The sequence below is a fragment of the Neofamilia massiliensis genome (genome assembly GCF_001299475.1).
In the GTDB taxonomy this organism is placed as follows: Bacteria; Bacillota; Clostridia; order Tissierellales; family Peptoniphilaceae; genus Neofamilia; species Neofamilia massiliensis.
In genome coordinates this window covers 410,901-436,323 of record NZ_CYUJ01000002.1, presented here as the reverse complement: position 1 = coordinate 436,323, position 25,423 = coordinate 410,901, and the positions used below count along the sequence as shown (strand labels likewise).

Here is a 25,423-nt window from a genome sequence, read left to right as displayed (position 1 = left end):
AATCACCTGTCTAAGTCTCTGTGATCTACAACTACTTTTATGTCTTCGTCTTTTAGGCGATTTTTTAATTCTTCGCTTAAGGCAACTGACCTGTGTCTGCCACCTGTGCAGCCTATGCCTACAGTTAATTGAAGACGTCCTTCTTTTATATATCTTGGAACTACAAATTTTATTAGGTCTTCGATTTTGTCCATAAAGATTTTTGTATCGTCAAAGGAAAAGACATAGTCCTTAACTGCTGGGTCTTTTCCTGATTGTGGTTTTAGTTCTTTTATATAGTAGGGATTAGGGATAAATCTTATGTCAAAGACATAGTCTGCATCAAGTAAGATTCCATTTTTAAAACCAAAGGAAACTATTGAAACTTGCATTTGAGATGAACCTAGCTCTAGGATATTATTTATCTCTGCCCTAAGTTTATAGTTATTCATTCTCGATGTGTCTATTATATAGTCAGCAAGTTTTTTTATGGCTTGAAGTTTTTTCCTTTCCTCTTTGAGACCATCTAAAATATTTCCATCTGCTGCTAGAGGATGGGGCCTTCTCATTTCTTGGTACCTGTTAACAACAGTTTCGTCTGCTGCTTCTAGAAATATTAACTTGTAGTCAACTCCCAGTTTTTTTAATTTTTCAAGTTCTAAGGATATGTCCTCAAAAAATTCCCTGGTCCTAATGTCTAGTACAACTGCCGCCTTTGATGGGGCTGATTTTGTTTGGACATATAGCTGGACAAAGGTCGTAAGAAGCTGAGGAGGAATATTGTCCATACAATAATATCCTAAGTCTTCAACAGCCCTTAAGGCAGTTGACTTACCTGCTCCACTTATGCCACTTATTACTATTAGTTCAATATTTTTTTCCATAAGCTCTCCCTACTTTTCTCCTACAATCTTTACTTCCCTTTCTAACTTCACTCCACTTTTGTTGTAGACTTCAAGTTGAATCAGTTTAATTAATTCTATTATATCTTGATAAGTTGCATGGTCGTGATTAATTACAAAGCCTGAGTGTTTGTCTGAAACCATGGCCCCCCTATGGACTAGGCCCTTAAGGCCAGCTTCTTCTATTAAGGCTCCAGCATAATAGCCTTCTGGTCTTTTAAAAGTTGATCCAGCTGATGGCCACTCTAATGGTTGTTTGTTTCTACGTCTAGCAGTATAGTCAGAAACCATGGCATCAATTTCTTCTTGGATACCTTTTCCCAAGGAGAAACTTGCCCCTAAAACTATATAGCCTTTTTTCTTTACTAAAGACTGTCTATAAGAAAATTCCATGTCCTCGTTTTTTATAAGTTCAACTTTATTTTCTGTAGTTAAAACTTTTACTTCTTTTACTACATCTTTAAATTCACTGCCATAGGCTCCAGCGTTCATAAAAACTCCGCCGCCAACATCTCCAGGAATTCCAGAAATTTTCTCAAGTCCTGTTAGAGTATTGTCTTGGGCAAATTTAGCAAGCCTTGGAACTGTTATGCCTGCTCCTGAATAAATTGTCCTCTCATCTTCTAAGTATAAGTCTGTCAGGCAGCCGTGAATTTTTATAACTACTCCTCTAATGCCCTTGTCTGTTACTAGAAGGTTTGATCCTTGGCCTAGGATAAAATGATCAATAGACTTTTTTCTCAAGTATGCCATTAGTTTTATTAAAGCCTCTTCGTCTTTTGGCTCGATAAAAATATCTGCAGGTCCACCTACTTCAAAGGTGGTGTGGTTTTTCATAGGCTCATCTATTAATATTTTTCCAATATTTAAATCTTCTAGGTCTTTTAGTATTTGTTCTTTCTCCATTTGGTCCTCTTCTTACTTTCTAATATTTTAAAAAGTTCGCAGCTTTTATCTATGCAAAGTGCGAACTTAATTTTTCTTTAAGTTTAGGCTAAACAGTTAGAGTAAAGCCTGTTCTTTCTTCTATATATTTTCCCATAGCTTCTTTTTTTAAACCCAAGGCTGCAGCAGTTTCTTCATAAAACATATCTATGGCCTTTTTTAAATAAGAATCGTCTATGGCTCCAAATTTTTTCTTTTCTTCATAGAGTATTTCTTTTTTCTTGTCAATTGATAAAAGTAAATCTAAAATATCTTCAGGATTGCCTGAATTTAATTTTTCTTCGTATACTTCAGTCATTTGTTTGACTGCCAGGTCTAAAATTGGTTCTGGCTCTATGTCCTTAATTTTATCAATTAGGGCTTCGGCTTCTTCCTTAGAAATAATAGATCTAATATTTTCAACTTCTCCGCCTACTGGAACATAATTTACTCCGTTTTTATAAATACTTCTCATTACATAGTATTTTTGTCTTGGATCTAAGGCAAAATCTAATCTTGTAATTCCATCTACCATACACACGCCAATATTCTTATAAAAAACTATTTCACCTTTTTCAAACATATATCCACCTCTTTTTTATAACTGTTCCACTAAGCATCAAATTTTAATAGCCTGGTTTTCCTAATAACTTAAACATATTGCTCTTGTACTTTTCAACTCCAGGTTGGTTAAAAGGGTTTACTCCTAACATATAGGCTGAAAATCCACAGGCCTTTTGGAAGAAGTAAAATAATTCTCCAAAGTTGTAGGCATCTAGCCTTTCTATTTCTACAACAATGTTGGGAACTCCTCCTTCAACATGGGCATCTATTGTTCCTTCAAAGGCCTTTCGGTTTATTTCAGATAGGTTCATGCCCACTAAATAATTTAGCCCATCTAAGTTGTCTGGGTCTTCTTTTATAGTAAGATCCTTAGCACTTTTGTTAACTAAGACTACAGTTTCAAATAGATTTCTCCTGCCGTCTTGGATCATTTGGCCCATTGAGTGAAGGTCAGTTGTAAAGTTTCCACAAGCTGGAAAAATTCCCTGGCTATTTTTCCCTTCAGATTCTCCAAAAAGTTGGATCCACCACTGAGAAAAATATGAAAGCTCTGGAGTGTAGGAAACCATTAGCTCAATGTCCTTGCCCTTCTTGTATAAAATATTTCTAAGGGCGCCATAGATAAGGGCGTCATTTTCTTCAAAGACAGGATTTTTGTATTTAAGTCTTGCAGCTTCTGCCCCTTCCATCATTTGAGAAATATCAATACCTGCACAGGCCATTGGAAGAAGACCAACTGCACTGAGTACAGAATACCTTCCGCCAATATCGTCTGGAACCACAAAAGTTTCGTAGCCTTCCTTTAGGGCCAAATCTCTTAGGGCTCCTTTTTCCTTGTCTGTAGTTACAAAAATTCTCTCTTTTGCAGTCTCCCCATATTTTTCTTCTAAAAGATCTTTAAAAATTCTAAAAGAAAGAGCTGGTTCAGTTGTAGTTCCCGATTTTGAAATTACATTTATAGAAAAGTCTTGGTCCTTTAAAAGATTGTAAAGATCAATTAGATAGCTTTCCGAAAGGTTTTGGCCTGCAAAGTAAATCTTCACCTGGTCATCTCCACAGCTTTCATTGTGAAAATTATTAGTTAAGGCAGAGATTGCAGCCTTGGCTCCTAAATAAGATCCACCAATGCCAATTACAAGTAAGGCCTTTGACTGGTCTTTTATTTTTTTAGCTGCTTCTTTAATTCTTAAAAACTCATCTTGGTCATAGTTTTCCGGAAGATTTGTCCAACCTAAAAACTCTGCACCTGCTCCATTTTTATTTTCAAGTAAGTCTTTTGAAGCTAAGGCCAAGTGTTTAATTTCTTCAAGGTCATTTTCTTTTATTAAGGCCTTTGAGTAATCTAGTGTTATAGTCATAGGACCCCCTTATTTTACACTCATTAAAATCATTGCTATGTCGTCTTTTTGTTCAATGCCTATAAAGTCTGCATGTTTCTTTTCTATTTCTTCTAGAAGATTTCCCTCTGTATTTAAAATTGCAAGCTTGACCCTGTCTTCTCCAAACTCTTCGCCATATTCATTTTTTGCCTCAATAAGTCCATCTGTATACATTAAAACAGAATCTCCTGCCTCTAGGCGAACAGACTTGTCTATATAGTTAGTAGGTGTATCAAAGCCTAAAATTGGCAGGCCGTAATTTACTAACATGGTTATTGAGTCCTTGTTAAATAAAAATGGAATTGAGTTGTGGCCAGCGTTGGCATATTTTAATTCTTTTTCATTCATATTGTAGACCCCATAAAACATAGTAAAGTATCTTTCAGGTTCGAGCTCTAGGTCTTGGAACTTTTCTTTTAGCTTTACTAATACTTCTGATGGAGACTTTGATTCCTTGGCAACAGAATACATGGTCTGCCTAATAAAAACAGTTAGCATTGAAGCAGCTATACCATGACCTGCAACGTCAACAATATAAATTCCTATATTCTCATCATCAATATCAAAAATATCAAATAAATCTCCAGACAAATACTTAGAAGGCCTGTATTTAAAGTCTATAGTTATATTATTAAACTGGCCCTTTCTAGGAAGAATCTGCCTTTGGATTTTTTTTGCAAAGATTAAATCTTTTTCTATTTCCTTAGAAGTTCTCTTTAAGGCTTTTTCAAGTTCTCTCTCTCTAGTCACATCTCTAAAAACTTCTATTGATGCAATTTGTTCTCCATCTTCGTTATAAACAGGAGATGCCTTTATGGAGTAATCTCTGCCAGCAATTTTCTCTTCTGTTTGTAAGGTGTCTTCTAAGCCTAAAAGTTTTCGAGGTTTGTCAGGTATTTTAAAATTATTATCAGTAAGAATTTGGTCGTTAATGTAAATAACATTGTCATCTACGTCTTTAACCCTAATTAAGTCGGCCATGTTTTCAAATATTTCAAAATGGTCGTCTTTAAAGTATTTAGTCTTAAGCATTCCTAGCTCCTTTTAAAAATCAGGTCTCGGCCCATAATATTGATAGTAGTCTACCTTAATCTTGCCATTGTATAACTTTCTCTTTCTGTCGGCCTTTCTCTTAAAGTTTCTTTCGAAATTTTCGTCACTGGTTATAATATAGGAAGACCAAGTTTTTAATTTATTTATTTTTTCTCCCAGATCTCTTTCAAGCCTTGCTAGGTCAGAAATTTTTAGTCTCTCTCCATAAGGCGGATTAGTAATCATAACCCCAAAAGAATCTTCTAGGTCAAAGTCTCTAAAATCCTTGCGGAAAATTTTTATATCATCTTCAAAACCTAGGTCTGCAACAATTTCCCTAGATAAATTTACCATCTCTTCGTCTATGTCTGTGCCATAAATTTTTAAGTTCGCATGGTGGTCGATTTTTTCAAGGGCATCTTTTTTTGCCTTTGCTAAAATATCCTTATTAACTCCAGTCCAGTTATTAAAGGCAAAACCTCTTTCTAAACCTGGAGCAATATTTCTACCAATCATTGCCGCCTCGACTAAAATTGTTCCAGACCCACAGAAAGGATCGTATAAGATCCTGTCCTTGTTCCAATACGAAAGCATAACCATACAAGCTGCTAGAGTTTCTTTAATTGGAGCGTCTCCGTGTTTTTTTCGATAGCCTCTCTTGTGGAGGCCCTTGCCTGTAGTATCTAAGGTTATTGAAGCATAGTCTTTTAATAGTGCCACTTCAATATCATAAAGGGCGCCAGATTTTTCAAACCAGGCTATATCGTATTTGGTCTGTAGTTTTTTTATTATTGCCTTTTCTGTAATTCTCTGGCAGTCTGAAATTGAAAATAATTTTGATTTTATGGACTTGCCATTTACAATAAAGTTTCCATTTGCAGGAATAATATCCTCCCAGGGAATCTCATAAACCTTGTTGAAAAGCTCTTCAAAACTAAGAGCCTTAAAGTTTCCAAGCTCAATTAAAACCCTGTCAGCTGTCCTTAACCACAAGTTGGCTTTTGCTACATCTTCCATGGTTCCTTCAAAATATATTCTTCCGTCTTGTACTTTTTTTATTTCCATACCTAGGTCTCTTAGTTCTCTTTTACAAAGAGCTTCAAGACCAAAGGTTGTAGTTGCTATTAATGTGTATTTTTCCATAGTTCACCTAAGTATATTTTATCACAAAATGAAAAGCTTTTGTGGGATTTGTTTAAAAAGACTTTAGAATGGATATAAATACTGTGAAAATACTAATAGGAGGATAGATAGTAATGCTTAGTAAAACTATTATGAGCGGAGATTGGAAAAACGAAAAACACGTTCCAGTTATCCACATTGAAAAATCAGTAAAAGGTGAAGATGTAAAGGTAAAATTAGCAGTTGGCGAAGAAATTGGCCATCCAAATACTTTTGAACACCACATTGCTTGGTTTAAATTATTCTTCCAACCAGAAGGATTCCCAAAACCAATTGAAGTATCAACAGTTGACTTTACTGCTCACGGAGAAGAAGACACTTTAACTTCTTACACAGCAGAAGTAAACTTTAAAGCAGAAAAAAATGGAAAGCTATTTGCCCTAAGCTATTGTAATATCCACGGCTTATGGGAATCAGAAGCTGATTTAGTTTTAGAATAAAATATTTAAAAGCTGGAAGATTAAATTCTCCCAGCTTTTTTCTTATCCTAATTTTACTAGTTTATCAAAAACTTCCTTGGCCCATTTGTTGTCTATTATATAGGCTTCATCTAAGTCTAGTTCTCTAAGCTTGGCCTTTAAAAAATTATACAAGTTTTCGTCCATGTCTAAGGCGAAAAAGTCATCTTGGGTTTCAAAGATAATTAAGCCCTTGCCATCTTCGTCTGTATAAAAAATATTTTTTAAAGTCTCTCCAGGTTGGTCCTTAGAAAAAAAGTCTAAGGCAAATATTTTTATTAGTTCAACAATTCTATCGTCTAAACCTCTATCAAAAATATTAATTTTTTCTATCAAGCTATCTAGACTTTCAACTAGTCTCTTGTCATAAGAATCTAAGATTCCAATTATTTCCTTGGCCTTATCAACATCGTCCATATTTTCCTTTTTAAAAAGTCCTAGGGCTGCATTTTTTTCTTCGTCGTTTTTACAGTATTGGATGAGAATTTTTTCTTCTGGGTCTTGGTAAATTAGACCATAGTCTACAATTGTTTCTGCCTGGCATTTTGGACAAGTAAAGAGGAAGAGGTCTCCACTTTTAATTTGATCCTTTAGGTCAGGATAGATTTTTGTATTTATATTTTCATAAACTTCAAAGTCACTTTCACTTTTACATGACGGGCATTCTATTTTAATATTCTTTTTTAATTCCATACTTACCTCCTCGTCCTTTTATTATAACAAGGAAATATTTTATTATAAAGCAAAAGAGAGCTGACTCGCCCTCTTTTCTTTAAAATGGATAGTATGAAAAAATTTATCTCTTTGCTTCTTGCATATTTATTGTAAGAATCTTTTATTAAGTCTGTATTAAGGCCTAGAAAAGTTTCCATTAAAAAAGTCCTAGCTACAAAATAGCTAAGACTTTTAAAAATTTATTTGTGGTCTTCATGGTTTTTTAACATTTCGTCAACTGTTCTCCAACCTAGTACTGCACACTTTACTCTGGCTGGCATATTTGAAACATCTTCTAGAATCGAAGCTTCTTCTAACATTTCTACTTCTTCAGGACTTGCTTGTTTTTGAATCATCCTTAAAAATATATCTGCTAGCTCAAGGGCTTCGTCTTTGGTCTTGCCAATAATTAAATCTAACATCATATCTGCAGATGCCTGGGATATGGCACAACCTGAACCTTCAAAGGCGCCATCTTCAACTATGTCATCGGCATTAACTCTAAGGGAAACTGTAATTTCATCTCCACATGATGGGTTAACTCCTTCTAGTCTAAGGTTGGCTCCCTCTATTTCTCTTTTGTGTAAGGGTCTGATGTTGTGTTCTGTTAGAATTTCGTTATAAAAAGTATTAGTCGTCATAGCCCATCTTCTCCCTTAATGATCTTACTGATTTTACAAATCTCTCTACTTCTTCTTCTGTATTATAAAAGGCAATTGATGCCCTAGCTGATGATTTTACTCCCAAGTGGGCAAGTAGTGGTTGAGCACAGTGGTGGCCTGCTCTAATTGCAATTCCATCGTGGCTTAAAATTTCTCCAATGTCGTGAGGATGAACTCCTTCAACTGCAAAGGAAATTATTCCGTGGTGGTTTTTGGCATCCTTGGCTCCTAGAATTTTTACATGAGGATCTTTCATAAGACCTTCTAGAGCAAGTTTTGTTAGCTCTTCTTCTCTCTTTGCAATATTTTCCATGCCAACTCTTTCGATAAAATCAATTGCAGCACTTAGGCCTTTTGCTCCTCCTACATTTACTGTTCCTGCTTCAAACTTGTGAGGAACTTCAGCGTAAGTTTGGCCTTCTAAATTTACTGTCTCTATCATTTCGCCTCCGCGCATAAAGGGAGACATTTTATCTAAAAGTTCATACCTGCCATAAAGTCCGCCGATTCCCATTGGCGCAAACATTTTGTGGCCAGAAAAGGCAGCGAAGTCAGGATTAAGATCTTGGATATCAATTTTTACATGAGGCATTGACTGGCAAATATCTAAAACAAAAACTGCTCCAGCCTCATGGCTAAGTTCAATAAATTTCTTAACTGGATACTCTCTACCTAGAACATTTGAAATATGAGTAAGAGCAACTAACTTAGTTTTTTCGGTTAAAAGTGATTTAAAGTAGTCTTCAGATATTGATCCGTCTTCTTGGCATTCTATATAGATGACCTTGGCTCCAGTTTTTTCTGCAACCATCCTCCAAGGAAGGAAGTTTGAGTGGTGTTCTGTTATGCCAACTAGAATTTCGTCTCCTTCTTTTAAATTGTCTAGGCCATAGGTATAGGCAACTAGGTTTAAAGATTCTGAAGCGTTTCTAGTAAAGACAATTTCTTCTGGACGGCTGGCGTTTATAAACTTAGCTACTTTTCTTCTTGCTTCTTCATAAGTTTCTGTGGCCCTAACTGAAAGATCGTAAAGACCTCTCATAGGATTTGCATTGTCTTCTTGGTAATATTTTTCAACTGCATCTAAAACGCATTGAGGTTTTTGTGATGTTGCCGCATTGTCTAAATAGGCAATTTTTTCTCTTTGCAAAAGTGGAAACTCATCTCTAAACTTTAAAAGGTCCTTAGTCATTGTCAAAGCCTCCAATTTCATTTAGGACAAGGTCTTTGGCAACTGAATCTTCAATTTGGTTGGCAATTGCTAGGATTCTAACCTTGGCCATAAGTTCATAAATTTCTTCTTCTGAAATTCCCCTAGACAATAGGTAGAACATTAAGTCTTCATCAAGTCTACCCATAGTAGCCCCGTGGTTGCCTTCAACATTTTCTTCGGCACAGAGAATTATTGGAATAGACTTATTAATAACACCTTCATCTAGCATTAGAACATTTTCGTGTTCGTTGCCTTTGGCTTGGTCGGCTCCATGTTGGATGTCAATTGTTCCCCTAAACATTTTGTAGGCAGTGTCTCTAAGAACTCCTTCTACATCAATTTCAGATAGGGAAAAGACTCCCTTGTGTTCAACTAAATAATTCATATCTAGTCTATGGTCTTTTTCAACAATGTATCCTATATTAGTTGAAAGGTCTGCCCTGTCTTCAAGGACAAATCTTCCACCATCGTAGCTATTGTCTCCTGATAAAATTACTTTTATAACTTTAATGTTTGATTTTTCGTCTAAATATCCGCCTAGGTCGTTAACAAAGTCTAGGTCATCGCCTATTCTTTGAATTTGAACTAGGGTTATCTTGGCTTCCTTGTCGGCTTTTAGTCTAGTTTGAATGGCAGAAAATCCAGATCCACTTGACCTGTAGTCCATTACTAAAGTGGCCTCTCCCCCATCTTCAACTTCAAGTTCAACAACTGAAGCCCACTTGCCTTCTTTAATATCAAAATCAAGTCTAATTGGCTCAGCTAGTTTTTCTCCCTTGCCTACTTTAAAATAGTGGCTGGAAATTTCGCTTGCGTCTAGTAGACTATTTATATCTGCTCCTACTCCTGTTTGAACATCTATCTTTCTCTTTGTATCTTTTTCATAAAAAACTTCAGCTGGAAATTTTTTATCAAATTCAAGGTCTGTCATTTTGCCAGGGTTAGGAATTTCTTCATAATTCATCTTTAACCTGTTCCAAGTTAAAACTGGAATGTGGTTTAATATTAATTTTTCTCTCTTTTCCATTTTCTCCCCCTTAGCCTATAGATCCTATCATTTCAAGTCTAATTAAATTGTTCATTTCAACTGCATACTCGAGTGGAAGTTCCTTAGAAACATTGTCAGCAAAACCTGAAACAATTAGTGCCTTAGCTTCTTCTTCGCTTAGGCCCCTAGACATTAAATAAAATACTGCATCATCAGATATTGATCCAATACTTGCTTCGTGGCCAATATCTGCATCAGAAGTTCTAATATCCATGGCTGGAATTGTATCTGACCTAGAAATTGGGTCTAGCATTAGAGACTGGCAGTTAACTGCTGCCTTGGCCTGTGTAGCATTTGGGCTGACCTTTAGTGATGACCTAAAGGTAGAAATGCCTCCGCCCTTTGAAATAGACCTAGTGTTTATAAATGAAGTTGTCTTTGGTGCATTGTGAACAACTTTTGCACCTGTGTCTAGGTTCTGGCCTGCTCCAGCAAAAGTTACACCAGTAAATTCAACGCTGGCTCTTTCGCCATTTAAAATAGTCATTGGATATAAACATGAAATGTGAGATCCAAAGGATCCTGAAACCCATTCCATTTGGCCACCTTCTTCAACGATGACCCTTTTTGTATTTAAGTTATACATATTCTTTGACCAGTTTTCAATGGTAGAATATCTAAGTTTTGCATCTTTCTTTACATAAAGTTCAACACAACCTGCGTGAAGGTTGGCTACATTATATTTTGGTGCAGAACAGCCTTCAATAAAATGAAGAGATGCACCTTCGTCTACAATAATTAAAGTGTGTTCAAATTGTCCAGCTCCTGGTGCATTTAATCTAAAATAAGATTGTAGGGGAATTTCAACTTGAACTCCCTTTGGCACATAGACAAAAGAACCTCCAGACCAAACAGCTCCGTGAAGAGCAGCGAACTTGTGGTCTGTTGGTGGAACTAACTTCATAAAGTATTCTTCAATCATCTTGCCATATTCGCCGTGCATAGCAGATTCAAGGTCAGTGTAAATAACTCCTTGGGCTGCAACTTCTTCTCTCAAGTTGTGATATACAAGTTCTGAATCGTATTGGGCTCCTACTCCAGCTAGTGATTTTATTTCAGCTTGAGGGATGCCAAGTTTTTCAAAAGTGTCTTTTATATTATCTGGAACATCGTCCCAGTTGGCTTTCATATTTGTGTTTGGCCTTACATAAGTTACAATCTCACTCATATTTAGGCCAGTAATATCTGGTCCCCAGTTTGGAAGTGGGGTTTCATTATAAATTCTTAAAGATCTTAATCTTAAATCTGTCATCCATTCAGGATCGTTTTTTTCCTTAGAAATTTCTCTAACAATTTCTTCAGTCAACCCACCTTCAACTTTGAATGAATCTTTGTCATCAAAGTGGAAGTCATACATGGAGCGATTAATATCTTCAACATGAGCTTTTTCTCTAGTCACGGTTTCACCTCCTAATAATTAAATATATTTTTCAAAACCGTGTTCGTTAATTTCGTCAATTAGTTTTCTATCTCCAGATGCAACAATGCTTCCTCTAACTAAAACGTTGGTGTGGTCAACATCAAGGGCATCTAGAATCCTAGTTGAGTGGGTAATAATTATTAGACTTCCACCCATTTGTTCCTTATAAATCTTTACACCTTCAGAAACAATCCTTACAGCATCAACGTCTAGACCTGAGTCAGTTTCGTCTAGGATGGCAAGTTTTGGTTTTAGCATTAGTAGTTGAAAGATTTCTGCCTTTTTCTTTTCCCCACCTGAAAAACCAACATTTAGATCTCTGTCTGCATAAGATGGATCCATGTCTAGCATTTCTAAAACTTTTTTTGCTTCCTTTTTAAAGTCCCAAAGTCTTAGTCTCTCACCTGTGTGTGCTTCTAAAGCTGTCTTTGTAAAGTTTCCTAAAGTTATTCCAGGAACTTCAATTGGGTTTTGGAAAGAAATAAATAAGCCCTTGTTGGCTCTCTTGTCTGGAGATAAATCAGTAATATCTTCTCCATCAAAAATTATCTTTCCTCCATCTATAGAGTATTGAGGGTTGCCCATAATTGCATTTCCTAAAGTAGACTTACCTGCTCCATTAGGTCCCATAATTACATGAGTCTCGCCTTCTTTAACCTCTAAATCAAGTTTGTGTAGAATTTCTTTGTCTTCAACAGACACAATAAGATCTTCTATGTTTAGTAGTGATTTTGTCATTTGTTTCCTCCCTAAATTATTAGAAATCTATTTTTCATTCCATATACTTATGACAAAGTATATGAATTTTATCCTCTTTTGCTATTATAATACAATTCATATCATTTTACTAGGATATAAAGATATTAATTTAAATAATAATTAAAAAAGGACTTAGACATAAAATCTAGGTCCTTAATTCCTTTTGCAAAAACTTTTTATAGGTCACATAAGTTAAAATCCTCCATAAAAAAAGCTGATTCCCCTGTAACAAACAGAAGTCATCAGCGTAATAGCAGTTTAGGCCTAGCCAAAGGAGACATTCATTTCTTAAAAAAATAATAGCAAGCCACTTTTTATTTACAAGCTTAAATAAGCTTAAGGGCCTGTAATAAATATAAAATCCCTAAAGTGATTGGTTGGTGAATTAGATAAAGAAAAAAAGAATGGCGGCCAATTTTTCCTAAAAAATTTTCTCCTAGGTCATGGTCTTTTAAAAATGGATTTACGTGCTTATGATAAGAGCCCAAATAAAAACCAGTTAGGTATAAGAAAAACCAAGGAATAATAGGAAAATAATCTGTGGACACAAAAGAAGGACCTGTAAAACCAAGGGCAAATAAAAATTTCCTTCCTGCAAGGTCATCATAAAAACTTAAGGCCTCCACCCCATAGGCCCAGAAGTAAATAAAAATTATAAAAGCCAAAAGTCCAAGCCCAAGTGGATGAGATTTTTCCAAAGGAAAAACCCTTTGGCCTAAGGATACTATAAGCATAGAAAATCCAAGCAAATGCAAAACACCAAAGCGAATATAGGCATTTGGGTCAAAAGTCTTAGTTGCCAGTGTTAAGACCAAGGCTGCCAGCAAAATCTTTATAGAATTTTTTAAAGGCCTCTTGGACAAATTGTGGGAAAAACCTGCCAGAAAAATAAAAGACCAGCAAATAAATTGTTGAAAGGGATACCAGGAAGGAATTGTAAAAAATTCCATGTCCTTTAAAAAAATAAATTTAAGATCATAGAGGAGATGGTAGATAACCATAAAAACTATGGAAAGCCCCCTCCAAGTATCTATAAAATTAATTCTCTTTTTTGTCATCTTAGTCTTTTGATAATTTGTATCTTTGTTTTGGTCTACCGATTTTTCCATAATTAATCATCACTTCTATAATGTCTTCGCTTTCTAAAAATTGTAGATAGCGATAAGTAGTTTGGTAGGACAGGCCAGTAATTTCAGAAATTTCTTCTACAGTTAAATAATCTTCTTGGTCCTTTAATTTTTCCAAAAGAGAATTTAAAGTAGACCTGCCTATGCCCTTAGGAAGTAAAATATCTTCGTCTAAAAGAACTTCCTCGTCATCAAAATTTTCTCCAAGTAACTTTATATGTAAGTTTATCCTGGAAATAAGGTCGGGAGCCTTTATAGGTTTTGTAGCAAAGTCTGTTGCCCCAGCTTCCATAAATTCTTGTGCCAATTCTAAATCAGAATCAATTGTAAAAACTATAATTGGCACGTCCTTGTCATAGGACCTAATAATTTTTACTCCCTCTAAACCGTTTATATCTGGCATATGATAGTCAATTAAAATTAAGGTTGGCATTTTCTTTTTTATTATCTCTTCTGCTTGTCTAATATTTTTGGCCTCAATTGGCTGCCAGCCCTGACTTTTTATAACTGCTTCTAAGGCAAACCTGATTTTCTCCTCGTCATCTATAAAAAGTACAGATATTTTATCACCCATTAACCTCTTCCTCTCCTAATATAATTGTGACTGTTGTTCCCTCATTTTTTTTACTGTAGAAAAACACCTCTCCATTTAGTTTTTCCACAGTTCTCTTTACAAAGTTAAGGCCAAGACCGTAGGATTCATTTCTAGTAAAGCCACTTTCCCAAACCTTGTTATTATATTTTTGATCAATTCCCACTCCATTGTCCATTATTGAAATTTCAATGGACTTGTCTCCTCCTAGGTCTACTGAATCAATTACTATTTCTATTTTACCACATTCTATGTCTTTTATTGCCCTAAAGGAGTTTTCTAAAATATTTACTATCGCCCTTGTAAAAGTAATTTTGTTGACTTTTACAAATTTGTCAGGAACGTTGTTGACAGTGCTAATCACTTGGGCCATTGGATTTTTTGAAATATTTGCAAGGGCGCTGTTTATTAGCTCTTCTGTAGTAATTAAAAATTTTGCATCTTCACTTAGGATTTCTGAAATCATTTGGGACAGAGAGTCAATAGACTCTTCAACAATATTTAAATACTGTATTTCTTCTGCCATATCCTTTTGCTCACAAGAAAATTTTACTAGGCCAATTAGAGCCTGGGCACTTGTTAAAGGTGACTTAAGGTCGTGGACCAAGGCCTTCATTTCTTGGTTGGTCCTATTTTCTATATCCTTAATTTTAGCCTCACTTTCTAGCATTAAGTTTTCTTTTCTAAGTTCATCTACCAGCCTAAGTTGGTTTTCATCTTTGATAAGTAAAAATAATAAACTTCCAAAGAAAATAAAGATGAAGAAAAATATTAAAGTAATAAGGTCCAGTTCTCTTTCAACTCCTAAAAAATAAGAAACTAATTTTATTTCACTAGAAGTTTCACCTTTCCCAAAGGGAAGAAAAGAAAGAGATGGCGTCAAGTCTAAAAATTGGACAGCTGCAATAAAAAATATTATTAAAAAAGTTTTTTTCCACTCAGATACATAGTTGTACTCCCTTGAACCTAGTAAACTTATTAATAGAATTAAAGTTATAGCAGGTAGGCCAAAGTGATAGGTTACTGTTGGATAGAGATATTGAATCAAAATATAAACTATAGGTACAATTACTACCATAGTTATTTGTTTAATGTACTTGTTTAAAAAACTCTCACTTTTAAAGCTTATAGATTCAGACATATAAAAGGCTCCAATATAGTGAGGTAGGGCCCTAATAGTATTTACAAAAACTAAAATAATAGCTGCAAAAACAAGCATCAAAGAATTGTTTTCTTCAATGGACTGGACAATTTTTTCTTGAATATGAAATAGAGATATATCTAAGATCATTGGCATGACAATTCCTAAGAAAACCAAAAATAGGCCTAGGAAAAATTTATTTTTTCTCGTTACTTTAATCATTTTTGTACCTGTCCTTTGCTATATAGAGAAGATAAAGGGCCGAAATTCCTAGGCTAATAAAGGCTGGATATTTCTTATAGACTTTTTCAAAATAGACATTAGACTGACCTTCTTGAGGCAAGGATATTGGATCAAAGGGAAGCCCATAATCTGCAACAATTTTTTTTATATTCAATAGATGAATGGTTGGAATATCTTTTAATAGAAAATAATCTATTATACCGTAGTCATAAGAATATTTATCTGTCCTAAGCCTGCTGTGCTTTAAAATCCCCTGTCTATTTGCTAGGTCTTTTTCGTGGATGCCTAAAAAAGTAATGTTTCCTCCTACTGCAATATAGGCATCTACATCTTTTTTCTCATAAAATCTTATTTTGTCCTCAACATTTTTATTAAAATCATTTTCTACATAGACATTTAGACCAAGTTCTTCGTATTGGTCTGTAATTTTTTTTATAAAATCTGCTGGCTTTTCGCTTAGGGTGTCATCATCTCCTCCAAGGCTAACTAAGTCGCTGTTGAATTTGGTATAGCCGTCCTTGTGAAGTCTATCTAAAATCACAGGAAAACTTAGGCCTTCTTGGTTGGCACCAAAGGTTGAAGCTCCATAGCTACTTATAATTGTATAATCTAAGTCCATGGCCTCGCCTGCTGCAATAACTGCAAGATTCAGTCCAGGAAATGATCCAGAAAGTCCTACAGCTACATGGTCATTTGGCTGAAGATTTATTTGATGAAACATTTTTACAACCAAGGCTGCCATATCAGGATTTGCTGATGTTCTTTTGGCCTCAAGGTTGCCAAGAGAAGTTGTAAAGTCGTTGTAGTCATCTCCTAATAGACCTGTATTAAAATAATCATAGTCATAGATGGGAATATTTTTTTCCGCCTTGTAGTCTTTAACTGCTTCCATATAATCTTCCATAATACTTCTTGCCAAAATCTGGTCATTATAATAAGAATTTTTTTCTAAGCTACTAGTAAGATAAGTTAAAAGTAAGCTTAGTAATAAAAGTAGGGCAAGGGGAAGAAGTTTTAAGACCCTTAAATTTTTCACCTTCATCTTATCACCTAAATACTGGAACTTTTAAAAGAACCATAAGCAAAACAACTATGGCACTTACTATAATAAGAGAAACTATAGATGTAAAAATTCCTTCCTTTAAAAAATTATTTGCAATCAAACCTGCAATAATATTCCCAATAACTCCAAAATTAAAAGGAAGTAAAGTTGTCAGTAAAATATTTAATAAAATTGAAAGTCCAATGGCTAGGGAAAATTGTCTCTTGCCATAAATTATTGCAACATTTGATAGGAGTCTAATAATTAAATATGTTAAAAAAGAAAGAACTAAAGTATAGAAAATTCTCTCAGGATTATTTATATTAATGGCAATATAACCAGGTACAACAAGGCCACAGGCAGAAAAGCCTGTTAACTCAGCATAAATTAAGCTTACAAATATTCCAATTATAATCACCTTATCAAACATATTCTCTGGCCTCCTTTTTTACTTTATCTAGTATTTGGTCTCCATGGTTGGCAATATTTCCAACGGCGTAGATAATTGTATTCTCGTCATAAAGAGAAAAATCCAAATCAGCTGGACTAGTAATAATTTTTCTAGAAAAATCTTTTAGCTGTCTAGATAGGTATTTTGAAAATGATCCAGCAATAATAATTTCATCTGGTTTTAATCTTTTACTTAAGTCTACCATGTGCTTGGCCCTATAGCCCCTGTCTGGTCTGTTGTTAATTAGTAAAACAAGTTTTTTATCCTGCCAAGAATGTTTTTTAGCTAGGTTTTTATAAACAAGTTCTGATGAATCAGGGTCATTTATAGAAAGACCATTTATAAAAATTCCGCCTTTATCAAATTTATAAAGTCTCAAATCATAAGGATCTCTTACAAAGGATTCCATGGCCTTTAAGGCTGCCTCTTCGTCAATATCAAAAAGTTTACAAACTTCTATAGCACAGGCTACATTTTCTGGAAAGTTAATACGGGAATATTCTTCCTTAGGCTTGGCCTTAATAATTTTTGTAGAAACTTTTTTTGAATATTTTTCTAAAACGTGGAAGTATTTTTCTTCTGAAGTTATTAGAACTCCGTTTTTAGGAATAAAAGAAGAAAGTGACTGGGCAATTTCTAAAAGATTTTCTCCCATCTCTTCTGTATGGTCTAGTCTTACATTTGTTAACACTCCAATGTCTCCATAGAGAATTTTTTCTTGGGAAACTTTTTGCAAAAGAGGATTTACTGCCATACATTCAATTACTAAGTAATCAGACTTTTCCTCTACTGCCTTTTCAATAATTTTTATTTGTTCTTTAATGTTTGACCTTGATTTTCTAACAATTAATTCTTCCTTATAATCATTGTCTATAGTCATAGGAAGGGTTCCTGTTGTCTTTGCAAAAACTCTTTTATCTTCTTTAGCTTTTAAGGCTCCATGAATAAGCCTAGTTACTGTAGACTTGCCGCGGATGCCGTTTACATGAATAACAGCTTTTAGTTTTTTTCTGTTTTTCTTATTTTTATAATCTTCGTATATTAGATAAATTAGCTCTATTAATACCAAGATTAATATTATAAAGTCTAGCACTTACTCATCTCCTTATAATAATTATACTTTTATCTAAATCTTATGTAAACTTTAAAAGAGCGTAAGTTTTCTTACGCCCTTTTAAACATTAATGGAGGAAAATCTATTTCAAAAAGAAATAAGTCTCTTATTACTATTTTTTAAAATCCTACAGCCTTACCGTCTGTCCAGTTGTCAGCTGCTCCTTTTAGTTTTCCATCTTCATATTTTATCGCTTGAACAAAACCAAAGCTGTCGCTTACCATGTGGGAAGTCTTGTGACCCATCTCGTCTAGTTTTTTAACTTCTTCTGGGTCAACATCATCCATATAGGTAAATACATTTGATAAACTGTCCCATACTCTAGGAAGGTCAACTGCTTCTTGTAGATCCATATTGTTATCAATAACATTTACAATAACTTGAGATAGTTGAGCAAAAATTGTCATTCCACCTGGGCATCCTAAGACCATATAAGGGTCCTTGTTTTCATCTAAGATTAAAGTTGGACTCATTGAACTTAGTGGTTTTTTCTTAGGTGCTATAGAATTTGCCTCTCCAGTAAATGGAGAGAAGTCATCCATTTCGTTATTTAAAATAAATCCATAGCCATCAACTAGAACTCCTGATCCGTAGTAGTAGTTAATAGTTTTTGTAATTGCTACCATGTTACCGTCCTTGTCAGCTACTGATAAGTGAGTTGTACTATCTCCTTCATACTTCCAAGGATCGTCTGCTTCATATTCTTGTGACTCATCTAATTTTATTTTGTATGCTAGCGTCTTAGCATAGTCTTTTGACATAATTCCCTTTAGAGGAACATCAACGTAGTTAGGGTCTCCCATGTATTTAGCCCTATCTGCATAAGTCATCTTAAAGGCTTCTGAGAACATGTGCATATATTCAGCACTTAGTGGTTCATAAGCTGACATATCAAAGTTTTCTAAGATATTTAAAATTTGGATAAGGTGGGCACCACCTGAAGATGGAGGAGGACTTGAAATAATTTCATAGCCTCTATAAGTTCCTGTTACAGGTTTGCCAACTTCAATTTCATAACCTTCAAGATCTTCTAGGGTCAAAATTCCGTCGTATTTTTGAGCAGCTTTTACAATAGCTTCTGCAACTTCGCCCTTGTAAAATCCATCTTCCCCTTCTTTAGCAATTATTTTTAAAGTTTTTGCAAGGTCAGGGTTTTTAACTACCATTCCAGCTTCAACTGGAAGGCCATCTCTTAAATAAATTTTTCCAATTTCTTCATACTTAGCCATTACGTCATAGGCATCTGCAACTGTAATTGCAAACTTAGGTGTAACTAAAAATCCATTTTCTGCTAGGTCAATAGCTGGTTGTAAAACTTCTTCCCTAGACATTGTTCCATATTTTTCAAGAATATAAAGTAGACCCTTTACTTCTCCTGGAACAGCAATAGCAAGTCCACCTCTTTGTTTAATGCCATCAATTTCTTCGCCTTTTTCATCAAGGTACATATCATCTGTTGCAGCAAGTGGAGCAACTTCTCTAAAGTCTACAAAAACAGTTTCTCCTGTTTCTCCATCTCTTAGAGTCATGAAACCTCCACCACCAAGGCCTGAAGCATTTGGTTCACAAACACCTAGGGCAAAGGCTGAAGCAACTGCTGCGTCAACAGCATTTCCACCTTTGGCAATAATATCTGCTCCGATTTTTGAGGCTTCGTATTTTTGTGTAGAAACAATTCCATTTTCAGAAACTGCGTCTCTTCCATCTGGAACAAGGTCAAGATTTTCATCAAAAGGAATAAATTCATTGTACTTATAATTTTTTATAGTATCTTGCATTTCTTCCCAAAGTTTTGATGTAGGTTCTTTACTTTCTTCAGTTTCTTTGGCTACTTCAGTTTCAGCTTCTTTATTTTCTTCTACTACAGGTTTTTCTGCTTCAGCAAGTTTTTCTTCTGCTGTATTAGTTTTTTGACCACATGATGTTAAAAGTAGAATAAATACTAACATCAAGGCTAAAATTTTCCTATTTTTCATTATATCCTCCTTTGTATATTATTATAGAAAGACAAACAAAGAAAAACTTAACTAGTCAATTTTTATTTGTCATTTCTACTCCTATGTAAAGAGGGCTAAATAGCCCTCAATTTTTTTTAGAATCCTAAAGCCTTACCGTCTCTTCTTGGGTCTCCAGCTCCTTCTAGTTTTCCGTCTTCTGTAAATAATACTGCGTTAACTGAACCGAAACTCTTATTCCAATCATCACTTTCTTCCATTGTGTGACCTTTTTCTTCTAGGGCCTTTATAGTTGCTTCTGGGAATCTATTTTCGTAAGTTAATTTACCATCTTTAAATCCTTTTATACGTGGAGCGTCTACAGCTTCTTGCATACCCATATTGTGGTCAATTATGTTTGAAATAACTTGTGCAACTGTAGAAATAATTGTAGTTCCACCTGGTGATCCTAAAGCAGCAACTGCCTTTCCATCTTTAAGAATAATAGTTGGTGACATTGAAGATAGAGGAGTTTTTCCTCCAGCTATTGAGTTTGGATGGTCATGCTTAGCAACGAAGTCGTCCATTTCGTTATTCATAACAAATCCATATCCTGGTATACCAACTTTTGATCCAAAGAAGTAGTTAACAGTTGAAGTTACAGCTACCATGTTTCCATCAATATCTACTACTGAGAAGTGAGTAGTATCTTCATGTTCAAACATCCAAGGATCGTCTGGCATTGGTTCTGTAATAGCTGTATCTGGCTTTATTTTTTCTGATAACTTCTTAGCGTAGTCTTTGTTTAATAATCCATTAATAGGAACATCAACAAACTTAACATCGCCCATGTATTCTCCTCTATCAGCATAAGCTAGAGAGAAGGCATCTGCAAAGATGTGTAATCTTTCTGGGTCATCTTGAGCCATACTTGGAAGGTCAAAGTTTTCTACAATATTTAAAATTTCTCCTACAATTGTTCCACCTGATGATGGTGATGGAGATGAATAAATATCATATCCTCTGTAGTTAAAGTGTACTGGTTCCATTACTTCTACTTCATAGTTCTTTAAGTCTTCTTCTGTGAAAACTCCACCGTATTTATTAACAGTTTCAACTATTTCTTTGGCTACAGGGCCTTCGTAAAATCCTGCTTCACCTTTTTCAGCAATTAGTCTAAGAGTTTTTGCAAAATCTTTGTTTACAAAATTTTCTCCTACTTCATAAGGTAGCTTCATTCCGTCTACGTCTTTTAAGAAAATGTCTCCAGATTCAGAGTATTTCATTAGGTTGTCATATTCACCACTCATATCGCCTGCTAGAGTTGGAGTTACTGTAATTCCCTTTTCTGCTAGATCTATAACTGGTTGAAGAATTTCTTCTCTTGACATTGTTCCATATTTATCTAGGGCGTATAGCAAACCTTTTACAAATCCTGGAACACCTACTGACTTACCACCTAAAATCTTTTGGTTACCAATTACCATTTCTTTACCATCTTCAGTAGGAATGGTTTGCCACATATCTGGTGTTGCTGCTGCTGGAGCTTTTTCTCTAAAGTTTATAAAAATATTTTCTCCAGTTTCGGCAGAGTGAATTGTCATAAATCCTCCACCACCAATACCTGTAGCATTTGGTTCTGTTAAGGCAAGAGTAAAGGCTGTTGCAACAGCTGCGTCTATGGCATTTCCGCCTTTTTCTATTATTTCTTTACCAATTTTTGAAGCTTCATATTTTCCTGATGATACTACACCGTTTTCACCAATGTCATCTCTGCCTGTTCTAACTAATTGGTTGTTTTCATCAAATAGTTTAAAGTCATCTAGAGATGTATAATTGTCATCTGTTTTAGCTTCTTCTTTATTGTCGTCTTTTTCTTCGGCTGCTTCTTTGTTTTCTTCTACAACAGGAGTTTCTGCAGTAGGAGTTTCTTCCTTTGGCTTTTGAGCTGGCTGGCTACATGCTGATAGTAATAAAACCATTGCTAGCAAGAGGGCCAAAAATCTTGATCTTTTCATAACTAACTCCTTTTAAATTTTTTTACTTTAACAAGTATTGTCCTAACCTTTTACCACCTAAGTCGCTACCATCAGATGAAGTAAATAATTCTTCATAAGTAGGAACGCCTTCAAAGACTATCATCTTGTCTGGATATTGGTCATTGTAAGCTGAGTCGTATTCAATTATACCTTGAAGATGTCTACCAACTCTTTCTTCTATTGGATGACCTTTTTCATCATAAGGAACATATAGGAAGCCTAGTTTTTCTGCATAAACATAAGCCTTGTCTTGGCCAGTTAGTGCTAGCCTTTCGCTTGTTTCTCCTCTTAGTCTTCCTTGAGATGCATTAGCTGTTTCCATTAAAAGAGGGATAGTGTCTGTATAATCTCCAAGTTCTCTATGAGTAAGACCTCTTAGGTTTACAGGAGATGGTTCTAGGGTCATTGCTATGCCGTCAAATTGTAGGTTCATTACACCAACTGCTGCTATAGACATGCCCTTTTCGTGAGAAACTGTGGCATTGATTACTGGGTATTCAGGTGATGCCTCATGTAAGTCAAATGTCAAGTTTACATCCTCATCTTTAATTAGTTGAACAATACCGTTAGTTACTTTTTCTGTGAAGGTACCGTCTGGTCTACCTGGATAAGCCCTGTTTATATTTCTAGTTTCAGAACCTGATAATCTTTGTCCTGAAGCTGCGTGAACATAAACGTCTGGGTCTGGCCATTGGTCAATTGGGTTAGTAGCACGAGAGCCATATCTAAACATTGCTTCTTGACCATCTTTAGTAGTAAAGTGAATGGCTTGTGGTGATCCTTCTTGAGGATCATTGTGGGTAAAACCTGACCTGTTTGTATAAGGTAGTACAAAAACAGTTCCTTCTGTTACTTTAGCGTTTTGTAAAAAAGTTACAGCTGCTAAGTGTCCTGATGGTTCATTAGGGTGAGTACCTCCAAGAATTAGCATTTTTCCTCCAGGTTTTTCTCCTTGAAGAACATATACTGGAGTGTCACCATTAGAACCCTTTAGTCCATCAAAATATTCTGACAGCATTTTTACTTCTGTTACACCTGGTCCAGGTGTGATATCTGGTAATTCATGCATGGCTGCAAAGTTTTTGCCTGAAATAAAGGTAACTACTAAGGCAACTACTAAAAGCACACATGCACTAATATATTTCTTTTTCATACTTATCTCCTTCTTATTTAATCATCAATATTCTTAGGATAAGAGGAATAATTAACATAGCTGCGTTAGCTTGTTTAAAAATATCCTCTTCATCGAATAGATTCCAAACAACAAAGAATAAGATCATTACTAATAATAGTCTATAAATTAAAGTAATCATTATCTTCCTCCATTCTTACTTAAATACAATTATTGAAGATAGTTGTGGAGAGAAAACTATAAAGATAATTGCCCATACTATCATTACAATAATTGGAATCATACATTTCTTTAAAACTGGAGTGTAGTTGTCCATATTTAATACTTGAGCTGCAAAGATACCTGCCAAAGCTGTTGGTGGAACCATGTCTCCAACTCCAGCTATTAGAGATATTGCTGCTGCAGTAATAATTTGGTCCTTGGCCATAAAAGATAATAAGAATGGAACTCCAAGTACTGATGCTGCACCAAAAGATGAAACTGCACCAAATAGTGGAACTGAAATTGCCATAGCAATATATCTTAAAGCGTTTGGCAAACTAATACAAGTTGTTACAATAAGACCTCTTACTCCTGTTAGGGTCATTATTTGTATAAACATTCCAACACCCATTAGAATTCCTAGAACTGGTAAAACAGTATTTATCGCAGCCTTGGTTTCTTTTAGAATATCAATTTTGTATCCAGTAAATAGGCCAACTATTGCTGCAATAATAAATACAAGTGGCATACCTAGGTCTGGTATTGCAGGAACAACTTTGTTTAAAATCATTAGAACAATTGCTACTATAATAGGTAGATAAATTCTAAAACCGAATTTTTCAATTGGTTCAAAGTTTAGTTTTCCTTTTACTTCTTCAAAGTCAAGTCCCTTAACGTGTTTGTATCCAAAGAATAATACTGTAAATATTGCAACTGGAAATGTTAATAGGGCTAGTGGAACTTCAAAACCTACATAAGGAATATCTATACCTCCACCAATGATCATAGCTGGAATATTAACAGGTGGGGCTATCATTCCTAAGATACCACCCATAGCTAAAATAGAAGCTGTTTCAGCTGTTGGTATTCCCATCATAAGTAGTACTGGGGCCATAATTGATCCTGCAGAAAGTACTGCTGCAGTTGATGATCCAGTTATCATTCCTGGAAACATTATAACTAACATTACCAAACATAATAAAAGTGCTGGTTTTTTGTGAAATCTCTTTATGATAGTTGCAGATATAGCATCTAAGGCTCCTGATTTTTCTACAACTTTCATAAATATCATTGCGCAAGCTATAACCAAAATAGTATCGATGTAGGAGAAGGTTCCTTCTACAAGGTGGCGGATAGGTAAACCTTTTCCACCAACTAGGCCTCCAACTATAGATGCTAACATCATAGAGATACTAACTGGAAGTTTAAAAGCAAATGCGCAAACTAAAAATGTTACTATCATTGCTAGAAAAATAATTAATTCTATACTCATTTTTACCTCCTTTAGTTTTTATATTAAAGGTGAAGTAAAAACTACTTCACCTTTAAATATTTTCTTACTTAGCAAAAGCGTTTTCGATTGCTGTTGTTGTATCAGTTATTGATTCAATATATTCAAGACCAATACCATTATCAGCAGCTAAGCCTTTCATAAATTCATCAGTGTCTCCGCCTTTTACAACTATTGCATAGTCAGCAGCTTCAAAACTTGGTTTAATAAACTTATCTGAAAGTTCACCACGTCTTGCTTCTCCACCAATGTGTAGGGCTAAAACTTTTACGTCATTTGCCTTTGCAGCGTCAATTAATTCTTGAACTCTTTTTAATTCTCCATCAGCATCAATTCCTGCTGCTCCAAGTCCCTTAGAAGATCCTCCTATAGCTAGGATTAATGTTTTTGCTTCTCCTAAGTCTGCAGATGTTGCTAGGTTGTTAGCTGTATAGTCTAGGCCAACTCTGTCTACAATAGACTTAACCATTTCTACATCGGCACTTTGACCTACTGAAGTTAAAAGAATTGGTTCTTCAAAAGTAACTTCAGCTACTGCTTCTGTTTCTTCATTTGTTGTAGCTTCTTCAACATTTTCTGTTGCAGGAGCTTCTGTTTTTTCTTCTGTGGTAGCATTGTTTGAATTGCCACAAGCTGTTAAGCCAATAACTAAAGCAAACGCTAACAGAATTTTTAAATACTTTTTCATACATCCTCCTAAAAAAATTTTTCTTTCTTACGCTAATTATAAAACTACACTAAAGGGTTTTTCAATTAATTATCATATTTATCACGGATTTTTAATAATTATTAAATTTTTGTCTCTCACCTCCACTGTTCTTTCTTACTTTACCTATACCCATTTCATTTTTTCTCAACAAAAAAACCTAGTTACCTAGGT

Annotated in this window: 24 protein-coding genes; 1 reads left to right on the top strand and 23 read right to left on the bottom strand. The window is 34.9% G+C overall.

Translation table 11 applies throughout. The features are described from left to right. Positions 1-2 precede the first annotated feature (2 nt). The 6 genes from rapZ to BN2667_RS02140 form a co-directional block, all read right to left on the bottom strand. Positions 3-863, bottom strand: coding sequence for an RNase adapter RapZ (gene rapZ, locus BN2667_RS02165; RefSeq protein ID WP_054251683.1), 861 nt, complete (start codon positions 861-863; stop codon positions 3-5). Positions 864-872: 9 nt separating this feature from the next. Then, positions 873-1,787 (bottom strand): UDP-N-acetylmuramate dehydrogenase, encoded by a 915-nt coding sequence (murB, locus tag BN2667_RS02160; protein WP_054251682.1) that lies wholly within the window; start codon positions 1,785-1,787, stop codon positions 873-875. An 88-nt stretch (positions 1,788-1,875) separates the two neighbouring features. Next, positions 1,876-2,388 (bottom strand): CarD family transcriptional regulator, encoded by a 513-nt coding sequence (locus BN2667_RS02155; RefSeq protein WP_054251681.1) that lies wholly within the window; start codon positions 2,386-2,388, stop codon positions 1,876-1,878. 43 nt (positions 2,389-2,431) lie between these two features. Beyond that, complete coding sequence (locus BN2667_RS02150) at positions 2,432-3,727, bottom strand: glucose-6-phosphate isomerase (RefSeq protein ID WP_054251680.1); 1,296 nt, start codon at positions 3,725-3,727, stop codon at positions 2,432-2,434. Between the two features lie 9 nt (positions 3,728-3,736). Further along, complete coding sequence (locus tag BN2667_RS02145; RefSeq protein ID WP_054251679.1) at positions 3,737-4,780, bottom strand: SpoIIE family protein phosphatase; 1,044 nt, start codon at positions 4,778-4,780, stop codon at positions 3,737-3,739. 12 nt (positions 4,781-4,792) lie between these two features. Beyond that, positions 4,793-5,923, bottom strand: coding sequence for a THUMP domain-containing class I SAM-dependent RNA methyltransferase (locus BN2667_RS02140; protein ID WP_054251678.1), 1,131 nt, complete (start codon positions 5,921-5,923; stop codon positions 4,793-4,795). A 113-nt stretch (positions 5,924-6,036) separates the two neighbouring features. Between BN2667_RS02140 and BN2667_RS02135 the strand changes: the two genes are divergently transcribed. Further along, positions 6,037-6,402: a desulfoferrodoxin family protein gene (locus BN2667_RS02135; protein ID WP_054251677.1), complete on the top strand. Its 366-nt coding sequence runs from the start codon at positions 6,037-6,039 to the stop codon at positions 6,400-6,402. 42 nt (positions 6,403-6,444) lie between these two features. Here the strand turns inward: BN2667_RS02135 and BN2667_RS02130 are convergent, their stop codons facing one another. The 17 genes from BN2667_RS02130 to BN2667_RS02050 all read right to left on the bottom strand — a co-directional run bounded on the left by BN2667_RS02130 (position 6,445) and on the right by BN2667_RS02050 (position 25,231). Next, positions 6,445-7,113: a CpXC domain-containing protein gene (locus tag BN2667_RS02130; RefSeq protein WP_054251676.1), complete on the bottom strand. Its 669-nt coding sequence runs from the start codon at positions 7,111-7,113 to the stop codon at positions 6,445-6,447. A 221-nt stretch (positions 7,114-7,334) separates the two neighbouring features. Next, the gene (gene sufU / locus BN2667_RS02125) at positions 7,335-7,775 is read right to left on the bottom strand and encodes a Fe-S cluster assembly sulfur transfer protein SufU (RefSeq protein WP_054251675.1); all 441 of its coding nucleotides are present in this window, start codon (positions 7,773-7,775) and stop codon (positions 7,335-7,337) included. Then, positions 7,765-8,988, bottom strand: a complete 1,224-nt coding sequence (locus tag BN2667_RS02120) for an aminotransferase class V-fold PLP-dependent enzyme (protein ID WP_054251674.1) — start codon at positions 8,986-8,988, stop codon at positions 7,765-7,767. Before BN2667_RS02120 ends, sufU begins: the two co-directional genes overlap by 11 nt. Continuing rightward, positions 8,981-10,036: a SufB/SufD family protein gene (locus BN2667_RS02115; protein WP_054251673.1), complete on the bottom strand. Its 1,056-nt coding sequence runs from the start codon at positions 10,034-10,036 to the stop codon at positions 8,981-8,983. Before BN2667_RS02115 ends, BN2667_RS02120 begins: the two co-directional genes overlap by 8 nt. Positions 10,037-10,046: 10 nt before the next feature. Then, a complete protein-coding gene (sufB, locus tag BN2667_RS02110) occupies positions 10,047-11,414 on the bottom strand; it encodes a Fe-S cluster assembly protein SufB (RefSeq protein ID WP_054252146.1) in 1,368 nt (455 codons plus the stop codon). A 60-nt stretch (positions 11,415-11,474) separates the two neighbouring features. Beyond that, positions 11,475-12,215: a Fe-S cluster assembly ATPase SufC gene (gene sufC, locus BN2667_RS02105; RefSeq protein WP_054251672.1), complete on the bottom strand. Its 741-nt coding sequence runs from the start codon at positions 12,213-12,215 to the stop codon at positions 11,475-11,477. A 347-nt stretch (positions 12,216-12,562) separates the two neighbouring features. Next, a complete protein-coding gene (locus BN2667_RS02100; RefSeq protein ID WP_054251671.1) occupies positions 12,563-13,345 on the bottom strand; it encodes an acetyltransferase domain-containing protein in 783 nt (260 codons plus the stop codon). After that, positions 13,296-13,937: a response regulator gene (locus tag BN2667_RS02095; RefSeq protein ID WP_054251670.1), complete on the bottom strand. Its 642-nt coding sequence runs from the start codon at positions 13,935-13,937 to the stop codon at positions 13,296-13,298. Before BN2667_RS02095 ends, BN2667_RS02100 begins: the two co-directional genes overlap by 50 nt. Then, a complete protein-coding gene (locus tag BN2667_RS02090; protein WP_054251669.1) occupies positions 13,930-15,318 on the bottom strand; it encodes a sensor histidine kinase in 1,389 nt (462 codons plus the stop codon). The genes BN2667_RS02095 and BN2667_RS02090 overlap by 8 nt, the downstream gene beginning before the upstream one ends. After that, on the bottom strand, positions 15,311-16,381 hold the full coding sequence (gene pgsW, locus BN2667_RS02085; protein WP_054251668.1) for a poly-gamma-glutamate system protein: 1,071 nt from the start codon (positions 16,379-16,381) through the stop codon (positions 15,311-15,313). Before pgsW ends, BN2667_RS02090 begins: the two co-directional genes overlap by 8 nt. A gap of 4 nt (positions 16,382-16,385) precedes the next feature. Further along, the gene (pgsC, locus tag BN2667_RS02080) at positions 16,386-16,811 is read right to left on the bottom strand and encodes a poly-gamma-glutamate biosynthesis protein PgsC (protein WP_054251667.1); all 426 of its coding nucleotides are present in this window, start codon (positions 16,809-16,811) and stop codon (positions 16,386-16,388) included. Continuing rightward, a complete protein-coding gene (pgsB, locus tag BN2667_RS02075; protein ID WP_054251666.1) occupies positions 16,804-17,925 on the bottom strand; it encodes a poly-gamma-glutamate synthase PgsB in 1,122 nt (373 codons plus the stop codon). The genes pgsC and pgsB overlap by 8 nt, the downstream gene beginning before the upstream one ends. A gap of 140 nt (positions 17,926-18,065) precedes the next feature. Continuing rightward, positions 18,066-19,922: a gamma-glutamyltransferase gene (ggt, locus tag BN2667_RS02070; RefSeq protein ID WP_082380169.1), complete on the bottom strand. Its 1,857-nt coding sequence runs from the start codon at positions 19,920-19,922 to the stop codon at positions 18,066-18,068. A gap of 116 nt (positions 19,923-20,038) precedes the next feature. Then, entirely contained in the window at positions 20,039-21,898 is a 1,860-nt protein-coding gene (gene ggt, locus BN2667_RS02065; protein WP_054251665.1) for a gamma-glutamyltransferase, read from the bottom strand. A 22-nt stretch (positions 21,899-21,920) separates the two neighbouring features. Continuing rightward, positions 21,921-23,072: a M14 family metallopeptidase gene (locus BN2667_RS02060; protein WP_054251664.1), complete on the bottom strand. Its 1,152-nt coding sequence runs from the start codon at positions 23,070-23,072 to the stop codon at positions 21,921-21,923. Positions 23,073-23,247: 175 nt separating this feature from the next. After that, on the bottom strand, positions 23,248-24,525 hold the full coding sequence (locus BN2667_RS02055) for a TRAP transporter large permease subunit (protein ID WP_054251663.1): 1,278 nt from the start codon (positions 24,523-24,525) through the stop codon (positions 23,248-23,250). A 64-nt stretch (positions 24,526-24,589) separates the two neighbouring features. Continuing rightward, entirely contained in the window at positions 24,590-25,231 is a 642-nt protein-coding gene (locus tag BN2667_RS02050) for a DUF6305 family protein (protein ID WP_054251662.1), read from the bottom strand. Between the last annotated feature and the right edge of the window lie 192 nt (positions 25,232-25,423).